Raw genomic sequence first — 13,894 nt, 5'->3', positions numbered from 1 at the left:
GCGCACCGGCGCCTCCGTCGGCGCCGCCGTCCTGCTGACCGGGGGTGGCTCCGCCGTCGGCGGGTCCCTCGTCCCGGGCGGCACCGTCCGCGCCCCCGTCCCGGCCCGCGGGATTGGCGCCGCCGTCGGCCGGGCCTTCGCCACCCGGCCGACCGCCTCCGGTCGTCCTGATGTCGTCGTCGTCGAGTCGCATCGTGCCCCCTATCCCCCGGTCCGCCTCCGCATCCGGGCGCCCCGTCCCGCGACGCCTCGACGGCCTCGGCGGGGCGTCATGGACGCGGGTACCCCGTGCACGACGCCCAAACCCGGTGGCCCGCGCCCTCCGCCGCATGGTCAGCGGACGCGGCAGGCGGGGCGACGGTAAGAGTCCACCCAGTGAGTCACGGCCGGACGCCACAAGGGCGGCACGGCGATTCAGGAACGTCTGGGGAAGCGTTGCCACGGGATTCGCGTCGGCCGACGGCAAAGACCTACCGGAAACATCCCGGAACACGAGCGGGCGCCCGTCACGCTCCGGGCAGTGCGGCGGAGCTGTCCCTGACGACGAGATCGGTGGAGAGTTCGATGCGCGGCGTGTCCAGCGGCTCCCCCTGTGCCAGCCGCAGCACGGTCCGGGCCGCGAGCAACCCCATCTCGGCCAGGGGCTGACGGACGGTGGTCAGCGGCGGGGAGGCCCAGCGCGCCTCGGGGAGGTCGTCGAAGCCGACGACGCTCACGTCGTCCGGGACCCGCAGGCCTCTGCGCCGCAGCGCCTCGTAGACCCCGAACGCCATCTGGTCGCTGGAGGCGAAGATCGCGGTCGGCGGCTCGTCGAGATCGAGCAGCGCGCGAGCGCCCTCGAAGCCGGACTCGTGGTAGAAGTCCCCGGGCCGGATGAGGTCGTCAACCACCGCGATCCCGGCGGCCTCCAGGGCCGCGCGGTAGCCGTCGAGCCGCGCCCGGCTGCAGAGCATCTGCGGCGATCCGGCGATGAACCCGATGCGCCGGTGGCCGAGCGAGAGCAGATGCTCCGTCGCGCGCAGCCCACCCGCCCAGTTGGTGGCGCCGATCGTGGGAATGTCCAGACTCGGCACCCCGGCGGGGTCGACCAGCACCATCGGCACGTTGAGCCGGCGCAGTTCGGAGTGGACCGGCGGGGCGAGGTCGCTGGCGACCAGGATGGCCCCGTCGGTGGCGCGGGTACGCAGATTCTGCAGCCACTGCCGCGTCGAGGCGGAACGGCGGTGGATGGCCGACACCACGGTGCCGACCCCGGCCGCGTGCGCCGCATCCTCCACGCCGCGGATGATCTCGACGGCCCACGGGCTGTCCAGGTCGTTGAAGACGAGATCGATCAGGCTGGCCCCGGCGCGGGAGCGGGTCGCCCGACGCCGGTAGCCGTGCCGACGCAGCAACTCCTCGACCCGCTCACGCGTCTGGGGCGAGACATCGTTGCGACCGTTGAGCACGCGGGAGACGGTCGGCACCGAGACCCCGGCTTCCTGGGCGATCGCGGTGATCGTGATCCTGCGTCCTTCGTCGACCGTCACGGGGCTGCTCCTTCGTCGAGGCTCCAGCGTACGACCGAAACACTTTCGATAGCCGAAGCGGCACCCCGGAGGGAGCCTGCCGTTATCTTGCCGCAGCCGCGGCCTTGACTGCCCGGACCGTAGGACCCTAGCGTTCCCAACAAGTTACGGAAGTGTTCCGGAAACTTGTCGGTGACAGTACCGGTCGACCGCCAGCGGTCGGCGCTCCTGAGCCCTTCGTGATCCCCCCAACTCCCGAAGCCCCCGAAGCCCCGGAGGTCTCCATGCAGGTGACCCGCGCCGTCACGACCGCCACCGCCATCCTCATCTCCCTGGTCGCCGCGGCTCCGCTCGCCGCCAGCGCCCGCCCGGCCGCGCCGGACCCCGCCACCCCCGGCGGGCAGACCCTGCGCGCCCTCGCCGCCCGCGCCGGCCTGCGGATCGGCACCGCCGTCGACATGGCGGCGCTCGCCGCCGACACCCCCTACCGCGAGATCGTCGCGCGGGAGTTCTCGACCGTCACCGCCGAGAACGCCATGAAGTGGGAGGCGACCGAGCCGCAGCGGGGCGTGCACGACTGGGCCGCCGCCGACCGGCTGGTGGACTTCGCCCGCGCCAACCGGCAGACGGTGCGCGGGCACACGCTGGTCTGGCACAACCAGAATCCCGCCTGGGTCACCGCCGCCGACTTCACCCCCGCCGAGCTGCGGCAGATCCTTCGCCAGCACATCCTCGACGAGGTGCGCCATTTCAAGGGCCGGATCTGGCACTGGGACGTCGCGAACGAGGTCTTCACCGACGACGGCCAGTTGCGCGACAGCTTGTGGCTGCGCAAGCTCGGCCCCGGCTACCTCGCCGACGCGTTCCGCTGGGCCCACCAGGCCGACCCGCAGGCCCGGCTCTACCTCAACGACTACAACGTGGAGGGACGCAACGCCAAGAGCGACGCGTACCACAACCTGATCAAGCAACTGCGCAGCGAGGGCGTGCCGGTGCACGGCTTCGGCATCCAGGGCCACCTCGGCGTGCAGTACGGCTTCCCCGGTGACGTCCTGGAGAACCTGCGGCGCTTCGACGCGCTCGGGGTCGAGACGGCGTTCACCGAGGTCGACGTCCGCATGCCGCTCTCCGCTGACGCCACGAAACTGCAGGCCCAGGCGCAGGGCTACACCGTCCTGCTGCAGGCGTGCCTGCTGGCCCGCCGCTGCGTGTCGTACACGGTGTGGGGCTTCACCGACAGGTACTCGTGGGTGCCGGGCTGGTTCGCCGGTCAGGGCGCGGCGAACCTGCTCGACGAGTCCTTCCAGCCGAAACCGGCGCACGCCGCGGTGACCACCAGCCTCGTCCTCGCCGCGGGCGGCGCGCGCCGCGGCCCGCGGTGAGCGGAACGGACCCCGCATCCCCCGGTGGCCGGACAGCGGGTACGCGCGCAAGCACGTACCGTACCGATGAGACCCACTCGGCGGCGACAATCGGGACGGACCGTCCCCTCGGACGGGAACTGCCGATCGAGCCGCCGCGGCCCTCGCTGACCACTGTGGTCATCGAGCGCTGATCCGCACCCGGCGACGGTCGGGTCGGCGTCCCGCCGGGATGCCGACCCGTCCCCCACCCGAGCCCCCGGAGGATCCGATCAGTTCCGCGAACGGCACCTTCAGCAACCCCGTCATCGGTGGCTGCCATCCGGACCCGAGTGTCTGCCGCGTCGCGGAGGACTACTACCTGGCGTGCTCCAGCTTCGAATACTTCCCGGGCGTGCCGATCTTCCACAGCCGTGACCTCGTGCACTGGCGACAGATCGGGAACGCGCTGGACCGGCCGACCCAACTCCCCCTACCGGAGAGCACACCCTCCTCCGGTGGCGTGTACGCGCCCACCCTGCGCCACCACGACGGCCGGTTCTGGCTGATCACCTCGAACGTCCCGCACCGCGGCACCCTGATCGTCACCACCGACGACCCGGCCGGCCCCTGGTCGGAGCCGATCCTCGTGCCCGCCGTGCCCGCGATCGACCCCGACCTGGCCTGGGACGACGAGGGCAACTGCTGGTGCACCTTCGCCGGCATCGGACAGGTCCGCATCGACCCGATGACGGGGCGGGCGCTGGAGGCACCGCGGCGGCTGTGGTCGGGCGCCGGCGGCCAGTACCCGGAGGCGCCGCACCTCTACAAGATCGGCGATCTCTGGTATCTGCTGATCGCCGAGGGCGGCACGGAACGTGGGCACGGCATTTCCATCGCCCGTGGACCCTCGCCGACCGGGCCCTTCGAGCCGTGTCCGGCCAATCCGATCCTCACCCACCGCAGCACCGACCGGCCGATCCAGAACACCGGTCACGGCGATCTCGTGCGGGCGCACGACGGCTCGTGGTGGCTGCTCTTTCTCGGGGTCCGCCCACGCGGCGGGACGCCCGGCTGGCACGTGATCGGCCGAGAGACCTTCCTCGCCCCGGTCACCTGGACCGACGGCTGGCCGGTCGTCGGCGAGGTCAACCCGGTGATGCGCGCCCCGGCGATGCCGCCCGCGCGCTGGCCGGTGCCGCCGGTACGCGACGATTTCGCGACCGACACGCTGGCGCCACAGTGGATCTCGGTGCGCTCGCGCGCCCCGGAGCGGGTGTCACTGACGGAACGACCGGGTTGGCTCACGCTCCGCCCCGGCGCGCGCTCACTGGACGAGCCCGGGGTCACCTTCGTCGGCCGCCGACAGGCTCACCTCAATGTCCGGGTGCGGGCCAAGGTGGAGGTCGCGCACGGCCGGGGCGGGCTGGCGGTGCGCCTCGACGAGCAGCACCACTACGCGGTCGAGATCTCCGGCCGCACCGCCCGGGTACGGGCGCGGATCGGGCCACTCGAACAGTCCCTGGGCGAGCGCCCGCTCCCCGGTGGCCCCGCGGTGCTGCGCGTGGAGACCCGCGCCTCGGCGCCGAGCCCGGACCATCCCCGCCAGGAGCCCGACGTCGTCCGCCTCGGCGTGGAGGAGGACGACGGGCGGTTCCTGCCGCTGGCCGAACTCGACGGGAGATACCTCTCCACCGAGGTCGCCGGTGGCTTCACGGGCCGCGTCATCGGCATGTTCGCCGGGGCCGGCGCGGTGCACGTGGACTGGTACGACTACGAGGGCCACGACACCGCGCTGCACGACTTCTGACCCCCGCGGCCATAACCCGTAGCCGACCAGGTCGTACCACAAGGGACGTTCGGCCGCAGCCGTGCCAGGAGGGCCAGCAGTTGACCGACCCGCCTCGGTGGACAGCCGCGACCGCGCAGAATCCCCCCATGGTTCCCAATCGGCTAGTAATCGTCGGACAGGGATATGTCGGGCCGCCCGTCGCAATGCGCGCGGTTGATACCGGGTATGACGTCGTCGGTGTCGACGTGGATAATCGCCGAATCGCGCGCCTGCGCGCGGGGGAATCGAATCTCGAGGATGTGTCGGACCAGACGGTGGCGCTGGCCGTGGCGAGCCGCCGTTACCTGCCGTCGACGGACCACGCCGACGCGCAGGACTTCCAGTACGCGGTCATCACGGTGCCCACACCGCTACGCCACGGGGTGCCGGATCTGACCTTCGATGACGTCCGTTCGTCCTGGACACGCGCAACCGCCTGAACGGCCAGGCACACGAGTTGCTGTAGATCCTGCGGCGTGGTGCCGGCCGCGCGGGGCTGCGCCGACGCGGCGAGCGCCTTCGCGACGCGCCGTCGCCAGCGGTTCTTCGCGGGACGGGGGGCGGGAGTTGCCCGCCGCGACGGGCGGGCCGCCAGCTGGCCGATGTGGACCGGGGCGTTCGCGGTGGCGACGAAGGCTGGTGCCGGGGTGCGCCATCTCCCGCTGGCAGGCCTCCACATCCGGGGCGGGCGATTGCGCCCACCGCATCTGGAGCCGCCAGCAGTTACGTGTCTCCGACTCGTCGATCTCGGGCGCCGGTAGATAGAATGTCGTCTACCACCTCGTAGGTTATGTTCACGAACGGACATCGAGCGGCCGGGGCAAGTCCGGCGAGGGGGATATGGATGGGCGGGGGTCTCCTGTTCGTGTGCCACGCCAATCTGTGCCGGTCACCGATGGCGGAATACATCGCGCGCGAATTGCTGGCCGAACACCTGCCGGCCGACGTCGGTTCGCTCCCGGTGTTGAGTGCCGGCACACACGCCGTGCCAGGTCATCCGATGCATCCGCACGCCGCCAAACTGGCCGTCGAGCGTTCGATGGACCCCGCGCCCTTCCGCAGTCGTCCCGTGACGGCGGAAGTGCTCGCGCAGGCTGGCGTCATCCTCACCGCGACCCGCGAGCAACGTACCGCCTGTGTCGCGCTCGCCCCCGGCACGGTCCGCCGCACCTTCACGTTGCGTCAGTTTTCGCGTCTCGTCACCGCGGCGACGGAGCACGGGTGGCGGGCGGTCGAGACCGACGGCCCGCCGACCGAGAGGCTGCGCGATCTGGTCTCGACCGCCGGTCGGGCCCGCGCCCTGGTGCAGCCCGCCCCGCCCGTGGCGGACGACCTGCCCGATCCGCTCGGCGAACCACTCGCCGAATTCCGCCTCTGCGCGAATCAGATCGAGCAGGCGTTACGTCCGATCGCCGCGGTTATCGCCCGGTCTTGCTGAGCTTCTTCACGCGACCGTGCCTGCCGTCCCCGGGGCCCGTGTTCTGGGCCGGCGCGACAGCCTGTCGTGTCTTGGCGGGCACGCGCGGGCGCATCGGCGTCGTCGGCGTGGTCGGCACCTTGTACGCCGCGTACTGATACGCGTCGGCCTTCGGCATGGCGGACATGTTGAGCACCGACCCGAGGAGCCGGGCACCAGCCGCCCGTAGGGCGGTCGCGGCGGCCGTGACCTGCGACGTGGAGGTCTTCCCGCGTCGGGTGACGAGCAGCGCGCCGTCGCACTGGGCGGCGATCACCGCGCCGTCGGTGATCGACAGCAGTGGAGCGGTATCGACCACGACGATGTCCGCATGCTGCTTGAGCGTCGTCAGCAGGTCGAACATCGTCTTCGAGCCGAGCAGTTCACTGGGGTTGGGCGGCAGCGAACCGCTGGGCAGCACGGAGAGGGAGAGATCACCCCAGGGCTGCAGCACGTCCTCCACGGCGACCTCGCCGATCAACACGTCGGTCAGCCCCACCCCGGACTCCATCCCCATGTAGTCCGCGACGTGCGGGCGGCGCAGATCGGCGTCGACGAGCAGGACCCGCCAGCCGGCCTCGGCGAGGGTGATGGACAGGTTGCACGCCATCGTGGACTTCCCCTCCCCCTGCATGGCGCTCGTCACGGCGAGGACCTGCACCGTCTCTCCCACGTTGACGAAGCGCAGGTTCGTCCGTAGCTTCCGGATCGCCTCGGCGCGCGGCGAGTGGGCGGCGTCACCGACGACGAGCGGAGAGCTCTTCGCAACGTTCTCGAAGGGAACGAGACCGAGCAGAGGGGTCTCCGCCGCGCGCCCCAGAGCGGCCTGGTCACGGACGGTGGTGTCGGTCATGCCGCGCAGCGCGGCCAGTCCTACGCCGACCAGCAGGCCGAGGACCCCCGCGATCGACAGGTCGCGGACCGGACGCGGGGAGACCGGTTGCGGGTCGAGGCGCGGCCCACCGACGATCTCGACCTTGACGGCCGACCGGTCGGCACCGGGTGGCGTCTCGATCTTCTGGACGAGTTCGATGAAGCGGGCCGATACCGCCTTGGCCAGCTCCATCGAGCGCCCCCGGTCCTCGTCGACGACGCTCGCCTCCAACAGCACCGTGTCCGCCTGGACCCGGGATGTGATCCGCGACTGCGCCTCGTCCGTTGTGAGGCCCAGGTTGCGGCTCTCGACCACCGTCCGGGCAAGCCGGTCACTGGTAAGCAGATCGACGTAGGACTTGACTCGCTGCTGCAGGAAGAGGCCACCCTGATAGGCGTCGCTCACCCCCTGATTGGGGGTGGTGACGAAGAAGGTCACGGTCGTCGCGTACTTCGGTTCGGCGCGCATCGTCACGAACCCGGCGATCCCAAGTGCGAGCGCGACCGCCGTCAGCACGAGCCACCACCTTTGACGAACCGCCACAAGGTGATTGCGAAATTCCATCAGCTTCTAACCTCTCGTTCCTGCAATATCTGTTTACCTAGCCGAAACCGTGACAAGGGGCGCGCGGAATGCGGCACCATGAGAAAAGCACGTGCACTTGCCGCCTAACCGAATGTAGTTGATTGAACGCCGTGGACGACCCTAATCCCCTCAACACGGCTCACTACCACGAAGCAGGATCTTGAGGGCGACGTATGGAATCGGCTGCTCGGTCCGCAATGCGCGGCACAAATATCGGCTCGCACATCTGGCAGCCACGACGACGCCGCATCGCGTTCTTGCTGTATGACGTGACGGCCTGGTCCGCCGGCTTCACATTCGCCGAATCAGCGGGACATGAATTCGAACTCACCTTCGCGCAATTCGGCCGTGCGCTCTTCGCCGCCGTGGTCTCGGCCGCCCTGTACGCCGCGGCCGGCCGGCTGCGGTCGGTCCCCGTCGGACGGCTCCAGTTCGGCAGCCGCCCGGAGCTCGAGGCGGTGGCGGCTACGATCGCGCTCACCACCACCGTGTTCCTCGCGGGCCTGTCGCTGTTGGCGAACCGTCCCGTCCCACCGAGCGTCCCCGTGATCGGCAGCAGCGTCGCGCTGCTGCTCATCCTCGCCGCACGGTTCGGATACCGGCTCCGGCACGAGCCGGAATGGGATCAGCCGCACCGCCCGGCGGAGGCGATCCCCGTACCCGGTCGCTCCGTCGGCACGGACGCGACGGTGACCTCGCTACGGCGCGGGCTGGCGGCCGCGCCCGCGCTGCGGTCGGACGCCGAGCGAGAGCCCCTGGCCCGGGCCGAGGAGGTGCTGCGTGCGCACGCGGCGACCGCCTCGCGGCGGTTCTCCCCCACGGTGCGCCCGCTCGTCGCGCCCACGTCGGCGGTCGCCCGGCGCGTACGCGATCGGGACGCGCCGTCGGCGGGGCTCCCGCGCCGGCGCGCGACGCCCGTCGGTGAGCCGCAACCCCCGGCGCCCCCGCAGCCGGAGCGGTCGGCGCGCGGCCGTACCGCGGCAGCCTCCCCGACCGCCTCGCCGCGGCGGTCGCGCACCGGCGGCTCCGGCCGCAAGGACGGCACGGATCCGCGCCTGCCCGGCCAGGGCCGACGGCGCGACCTGAGCGTGGCGGCGTGGGAGCCGGCGACCGGGATCACGCCGTTGGTACCGAGTCTGTCCACCTACCGGGCGGCGGTCGGTGAGCTGCTCAAGGAGGTGGCGCCACACCCCTTTCCCCAGGAGCGGCAGCGGATCGAATCGATCGTGTCCGGGCGGATCGCCGAACCCGAGTTGGCGCCGGTGGTCACCGCGACGCCGGCCGGAATCGCCGGGACGACGGCCGAGATCGTGCACGAACTGCGCGCCCAGCACCGGGGCGCGCGCGGTTCGTCGGTGGACGTGGGCGCCCTGATCCGGATCTACCTGCTGTCCCGCATCGACGCGATGTGGTGGGGCGACGCGAGCGCGTACGACACCGACGCGGACGTGCTGACCTCCACCGATCTCGTGGATCTCGAGCCGCTGCGGCGGCGCCGGCTGCTGCGGTTCCGCTACCGCCGTCAGGCGCAGACCCTGTTGAGCCGGGTGACGCGGGCGGCGGAGCGCCGGGTGTGGACCGGGCGGACGCCGCGCACCGCCGGGCTGCTCTTCACCCGGGCCCGGAGGGAGAGCGTCGCGCTGCTCAACCGCCTCTCCCGCGATTTCGCGAGGCTCGCGCCACCGGCCACTCCGCCACTCTGGGTCACCAGCCTCACCCGCAGCATCGAGCATCAGCACCGGCTCCGCGCTCTCGGCTATGCCGCGATGCTGCCCAGCTCGCACTGCGTCGGCTACGGGATGGACATCGAGATGTCGTGGTTCCGCCGGTTCGACGCCCACCGGGCGCTGGAGCTGGTCCTTCTTGAACACCAGGAACGGGAAGCGATCAACGTGATCGACGAGGGGCAGGTGTGGCACGTGTGCATCAGTCCGACGGCCATCGGCCAGCTGCGGCGTGACTTCGACACTGAGCTGGGCGGTGACGCCTGATGTGCGGCATCGCTCTCGTCGTCGGCGCCGGCGCCGACGCCGCCACGTTCACCCGGATGCTCACGTCCCTGGCGCCGCGCGGCGACGTCGAGGAGTCGCTGATGGAGGAGGGCCTGCTCGCCGGTACGCAACGGCTGCGCATCGTCGACCGGGAGCGCGCGGTGCAGCCGTGGCTCTCCGCCGACGGGCGGTGGCTCCTCTGCTACAACGGCGAGATCTTCAACCATTCCGAGCTCCGGGCCGAACTCGTGGGTGCCGGGCAGCGGATGCGCAGCCTCAGCGACACGGAGATCGTGATGGAGGCGTTCCTGCGTTGGGGTGAGGACGCGGTCAACCACCTGCGCGGGGAGTTCGCCTTCGCGATCGTGGAGCGCCCCACCGGCCGCGTCTACCTGGCCCGCGACCCGCTCGGCGTGAAGCCGCTCTACTGGTCACGCCGCCATGGCTGCCTGCACGTCGCCTCCGAGGTCAAGGCGCTGGTTCCGGTTGGCGCCCGGGTCAACGAGGTCGGCCCGGGTCATCATGGCTGGGCCGAGCCACCGCTCGCGCCGGAGTTGGCGCCGTACATCAACCTGCTGCGGATGGGCGAGAGTCAGGCGGCGATCGAGGATCCGGACGAAGCGGTCAAGCTGGTCCGCAGCGCGCTGCAGGACAGCATCCGGGTACGGGTGGACACCGACCTGACCGTCGGGGTGGTGCTCTCCGGCGGCCTGGACAGCTCGCTCATCCTGCTGCACGTCCAGCAGATGCATCCCGACTGCGTCGCGTTCACCGTGGGGACGCCGGACAGCGACGATCTGCGGTACGCGCGCCGCCTCACCGCCGAGCTCGGCGTACCCCTTGAGGTGATCGAGCTGCGTCCCCGTGACGTCCGGCTCGCCGACATCCGCACCGCGATCCAGATGGGGGAACTGACCGAGTACGGCGACACCATCAACGCCGTGGTGTCGGTTCCGCTCTTCCGGCGGGTCCACGAGCTCGGTGTCAAGGTCGTCCTCACCGGTGACGGCTCGGATGAGCTCTTCGGCGGCTACCCGATGTATCACGATGTCGGCGCGGACCAGGCGCGACGACTGTTTCTCCACAAGATCCGCAACCTGGGCCGTACGGAACTGCAGCGGGTGGACCGCATCAGCATGGGACAGGGCGTGGAGGCCCGGGTGCCGTTCCTTGATCCGTCCCTCGTCGAGCTGGCGATGCGGATGCCGCTGCATCTGAAGATGCGCGAGGGGCAGGAGAAGTGGATCGTGCGGGAGGCCTTCGCCGACATCCTGCCGGACTACATCCGCCAGCGGCCGAAGAACCCCATGTCGTACTCGACGGGGCTGCACGACCGGGCCCGGCTGTACAAACCGCTCTTCGCGCGGCTGCACCGGTCGTTCGGCTACGACCTGCTGGAGCCGGTGCGCCGCGACTTCGACGCGGTGCTGATGAAGTGCGACAACGACCTCGACCGCGCGATCGCCGAGAACGCGGCGCGGCAGGACTACACGGCTCTCGAACACGCGCATGATCTGATCGGCGCCGTGCGCTGGAACATCGTCCCGATGATGCAGCGCCTGACCACCGCCCGGCGCCGCGCCCCCGCACGGTCGGAAAAGTGAATGCGAATACCGCATACATGAAAGCGACAGACAACGTGAATCAACCAGGATTTGAGCCGGGGTCATCCTTCGCCGGGTCGATTCGGCCCGTCCATTCAGCGGAGAAGAGCGGGGTTTGCCGACGCAGCCGGATATAGCCCTCTATCCTGCGAGAGACTCATAAACAGTTATATTCGCAATCGCCCTGCGGAAAGGACGCGAAAACGTCCGCCGCGGCGGGGCAACGATTCTGGTGATCGGGCGCGCTAACACGCGCCCGTATCAAGGGGTTGACATGACTATTCCCGGTCCACTGAGTGCGGAGATTGTCGCCGTGCTCTCCGCACTGCTGATTCCCGCGCTGCTCGTCGAGCCCGCGCGCCGGCTCGCGCTGCGGTACGACCTGATCGACCGCCCCGCCCGGCACCGCGCCTTCGCCCGGAGGCGACTGGTGCCGTATCTCGGCGGCGCCGTCGTGGTCGCGGGGACGATGCTGCCGGCCCTCGCCATCACCGGGAGGCTCGACATGCGCCTCACGACCCTGCTGGCGGCGGCGGCCACCATCAGCCTGCTCGGCTTCATCCGCGATCTGCGCCGGGTCCGCCTGCCGATCGGCCCCGCGATGCACGCGACGATGGCGTTCGCCGTAGTGATCGGTGGGGTGCGGCTCCGGTTGATCGAGATCGAGTGGCTCGATCTCGTGTTCACCATCCTGTGGGTCATCGCGGTCGCCAACGCCTTCAAGTTGCTCGACAGCACCGACGGCGTGCTGCCGACTGTGGCGTGCGCGACCGCGGTGCCGCTCGCGGCGTCCGCCTTCGTGACCGATCAGACGGAGATGGCGCTGCTGCTGCTCTGCCTCGCGGCCGCCTGCGCCGGTTTTCTTCTCCACAACGCCCCACCTGCCCGGATCGCGATGGGCGAGAGCGGAGCGATGTTCACCGGATTCTTCATCGCGGCCAGTGCCGCGACCATCCACTCCGGACACGATCCCTTCGTCGGGCTGCCGATCCTGATGCTGATCACCTCGGTCGCGGCGGTCGACGCCGTCGTTGTCACCGTCGCGCGGCACGGCTGGGCCTGGGCGGAGGAGAGCTTGTCCCAGCTGAACGTCGGTTTCGGCCTCGGGCCCAATGTGCTGCTGGTCCTCCTGCTGCTCACCACGGCCGGCTCCGGCCTGCTCGCGGTGCTCGTCGCCGGTGGCGTTCTCCCCGCCGTGAGCACGGTGATCGGCGCGCTGCTGGTCGGCCTGACCTTGATCATCCTGCTTCTGCAAAAGCCGGCACCCCCGCCGCCACCGCGCCTACCTCGCATTGCCGAACGCCATGTCGTACCGCCCGCCCGATCGCTAGTTAAAGAAGGAGCGCAGCGGTGAGCAGTCAGAACACCAACGTCTCGACCACGCGGATCATCCCTGGTCCGGGGAGGAGCACTGTCCGCGACCGACGACCGGGCGGCCGGATCGGGCGGGCGCTGCGCCGCTTTGGCCTGGTGGGGCTCGTGCTGATACTCCTGGCCGGGGTTGGGGCGGTGGCCACGGTGTATCTCGTCGGCGCCCGCCTGAGTAACGGCATCAGTCGCATCAACGGCGCCTTCGACGGTCTTGACCCGGCGACCCGTCCGACGACCGACCCGGCGGCAGCCAAGGGGGAGACGATCCTCGCGGTCGGTTCGGACCTGCGCTCCACGGGTCAGAGCACGGGGCTCGACGCGACCGACCGCGAGTCGACCGCGGGCGACCAACGGACCGATGTCATCATGCTTATCCGCTTCGACCGCGTGCACGGCTCGACCTCCGTGGTCTCCATTCCGCGCGACTCCTGGGTCAAGATCCCCGATCACGGGATGAATAAGATCAACGCTGCGTATCCGCTGGGCGGTTTCCCACTGCTGATCCGAACCGTCGAGCAGCTGACCCGGGTTCGGGTCGATCACTTCATGATCATCGACTTCGCCGGGTTCCGCTCGGTCGTCGACGCCCTCGGCGGCGTTGAGGTCGATATCGCCGCCGCCAGCACCGGCGTGGGCGGCGTGGCGTTCCACAAGGGCATCAACCACCTCGACGGCAATGGGGCACTCGCGTACGTCCGCGAACGCGCGGGCCTGCCCGATGGTGACCTCGACCGGATCCGGCGGCAACAGAACTTCCTGCGCGCCGTCTTCACCGGCATCGCGAAAACGGACCCCGCGAAGAATCCCATGCAGGTCTACCGGTTGCTCGACGCGACGACCCGCGCCGTGACGGTCGACGACTCATACCAGACCGACGAGTTGCGGGAACTGGCGATGGAGGCGGCGAAGCTGAAGCCGCAACGCCTCTGGTTCATCACCGCTCCCGTGAAGGGCCCGGGCTGGGAAGGGGACCAGAGCGTGATGCATCTGGACGACGAACGCACGGCCGCGCTGTGGCAGGCGCTCCGGATGGACACCATGGCCGACTACGTCGCGGGCCATCAAGCGGACCTGCTGCCCGCCACGCCGCGGTAGCACCGGCGCGACGACGACGGAGGCGCGTTTGTCGGCCGCGCGGCGGTATCAGAATGGCCGCCTTGCCCTTGAACTCATCCGATAGAACCCATTCGTCTACTGATTTCCGCGCGTCTGGAGCCCTTACCCATGACTCTTTCGCACTGTTCCTGCTGCGCCGGAGGGCGGCCGGCGTCCGCGGCTGCCCACGCCCGGGACGGCGCGCCGATGACAGGACGTCGCAACGGCGCGCGCGGGGG

The 13,894-nt window shown here is 70.4% G+C and carries 11 protein-coding genes; 8 read left to right on the top strand and 3 right to left on the bottom strand.

Annotation, left to right across the window (positions count from 1 at the left end; translation table 11 throughout):
* Together AB0J06_RS21325 and AB0J06_RS21320 are read right to left on the bottom strand one after the other, a co-directional pair.
* Positions 1 to 193 (bottom strand): BatC protein (locus tag AB0J06_RS21325; protein ID WP_357430697.1); only part of this gene is annotated, 193 nt, incomplete at its 3' end.
* Positions 194 to 506: 313 nt separating this feature from the next.
* Positions 507 to 1,529 carry a LacI family DNA-binding transcriptional regulator gene (locus tag AB0J06_RS21320; protein ID WP_357430696.1) on the bottom strand — a complete coding sequence of 341 codons (1,023 nt, stop codon included), beginning with the start codon at positions 1,527 to 1,529 and terminating at the stop codon, positions 507 to 509.
* Between the two features lie 263 nt (positions 1,530 to 1,792).
* On the opposite strand from AB0J06_RS21320, the gene AB0J06_RS21315 reads away from it, so the two are divergent.
* The 4 genes from AB0J06_RS21315 to AB0J06_RS21300 all read left to right on the top strand — a co-directional run bounded on the left by AB0J06_RS21315 (position 1,793) and on the right by AB0J06_RS21300 (position 6,117).
* Complete coding sequence (locus tag AB0J06_RS21315; RefSeq protein ID WP_357430695.1) at positions 1,793 to 2,890, top strand: endo-1,4-beta-xylanase; 1,098 nt, start codon at positions 1,793 to 1,795, stop codon at positions 2,888 to 2,890.
* A 211-nt stretch (positions 2,891 to 3,101) separates the two neighbouring features.
* On the top strand, positions 3,102 to 4,658 hold the full coding sequence (locus AB0J06_RS21310) for a glycoside hydrolase family 43 protein (protein ID WP_357430694.1): 1,557 nt from the start codon (positions 3,102 to 3,104) through the stop codon (positions 4,656 to 4,658).
* Positions 4,659 to 4,786: 128 nt separating this feature from the next.
* Positions 4,787 to 5,119 (top strand): hypothetical protein, encoded by a 333-nt coding sequence (locus AB0J06_RS21305; RefSeq protein ID WP_357430693.1) that lies wholly within the window; start codon positions 4,787 to 4,789, stop codon positions 5,117 to 5,119.
* A gap of 404 nt (positions 5,120 to 5,523) precedes the next feature.
* Positions 5,524 to 6,117, top strand: a complete 594-nt coding sequence (locus tag AB0J06_RS21300) for a low molecular weight phosphatase family protein (RefSeq protein WP_357430692.1) — start codon at positions 5,524 to 5,526, stop codon at positions 6,115 to 6,117.
* Here AB0J06_RS21300 and AB0J06_RS21295 read toward each other — a convergent pair.
* Positions 6,098 to 7,573, bottom strand: coding sequence for a polysaccharide biosynthesis tyrosine autokinase (locus tag AB0J06_RS21295; protein ID WP_357430691.1), 1,476 nt, complete (start codon positions 7,571 to 7,573; stop codon positions 6,098 to 6,100). The genes AB0J06_RS21300 and AB0J06_RS21295 overlap by 20 nt on opposite strands.
* Positions 7,574 to 7,863: 290 nt before the next feature.
* On the opposite strand from AB0J06_RS21295, the gene AB0J06_RS21290 reads away from it, so the two are divergent.
* The 4 genes from AB0J06_RS21290 (at position 7,864) to AB0J06_RS21275 (ending at position 13,655) form a co-directional block, all read left to right on the top strand.
* A complete protein-coding gene (locus AB0J06_RS21290; protein ID WP_357430690.1) occupies positions 7,864 to 9,585 on the top strand; it encodes a hypothetical protein in 1,722 nt (573 codons plus the stop codon).
* Positions 9,585 to 11,189 carry an asparagine synthase-related protein gene (locus AB0J06_RS21285; RefSeq protein WP_357430689.1) on the top strand — a complete coding sequence of 535 codons (1,605 nt, stop codon included), beginning with the start codon at positions 9,585 to 9,587 and terminating at the stop codon, positions 11,187 to 11,189. Before AB0J06_RS21290 ends, AB0J06_RS21285 begins: the two co-directional genes overlap by 1 nt.
* A 274-nt stretch (positions 11,190 to 11,463) precedes the next feature.
* Positions 11,464 to 12,543 (top strand): hypothetical protein, encoded by a 1,080-nt coding sequence (locus AB0J06_RS21280; protein WP_357430688.1) that lies wholly within the window; start codon positions 11,464 to 11,466, stop codon positions 12,541 to 12,543.
* Positions 12,540 to 13,655, top strand: coding sequence for an LCP family protein (locus AB0J06_RS21275; protein ID WP_357430687.1), 1,116 nt, complete (start codon positions 12,540 to 12,542; stop codon positions 13,653 to 13,655). The genes AB0J06_RS21280 and AB0J06_RS21275 overlap by 4 nt, the downstream gene beginning before the upstream one ends.
* Positions 13,656 to 13,894: the final 239 nt, after the last annotated feature.

Origin of the sequence: Micromonospora sp. NPDC049679, assembly GCF_040659735.1 — a bacterium.
Lineage (GTDB): Bacteria > Actinomycetota > Actinomycetes > Mycobacteriales > Micromonosporaceae > Micromonospora_I.
This window is presented reverse-complemented; position numbering and strand designations above follow the sequence as displayed.

Coding starts and splice junctions, on each gene's coding strand:
- AB0J06_RS21315 (WP_357430695.1), top strand. CDS start 1,793: ATGCAGGTGACCCGCGCCGTCACGACCGCCACCGCCATCCTCATCTCC.
- AB0J06_RS21310 (WP_357430694.1), top strand. CDS start 3,102: ATGCCGACCCGTCCCCCACCCGAGCCCCCGGAGGATCCGATCAGTTCC.
- AB0J06_RS21305 (WP_357430693.1), top strand. CDS start 4,787: ATGGTTCCCAATCGGCTAGTAATCGTCGGACAGGGATATGTCGGGCCG.
- AB0J06_RS21300 (WP_357430692.1), top strand. CDS start 5,524: ATGGGCGGGGGTCTCCTGTTCGTGTGCCACGCCAATCTGTGCCGGTCA.
- AB0J06_RS21295 (WP_357430691.1), bottom strand. CDS start 7,573: ATGGAATTTCGCAATCACCTTGTGGCGGTTCGTCAAAGGTGGTGGCTC.
- AB0J06_RS21285 (WP_357430689.1), top strand. CDS start 9,585: ATGTGCGGCATCGCTCTCGTCGTCGGCGCCGGCGCCGACGCCGCCACG.
- AB0J06_RS21280 (WP_357430688.1), top strand. CDS start 11,464: ATGACTATTCCCGGTCCACTGAGTGCGGAGATTGTCGCCGTGCTCTCC.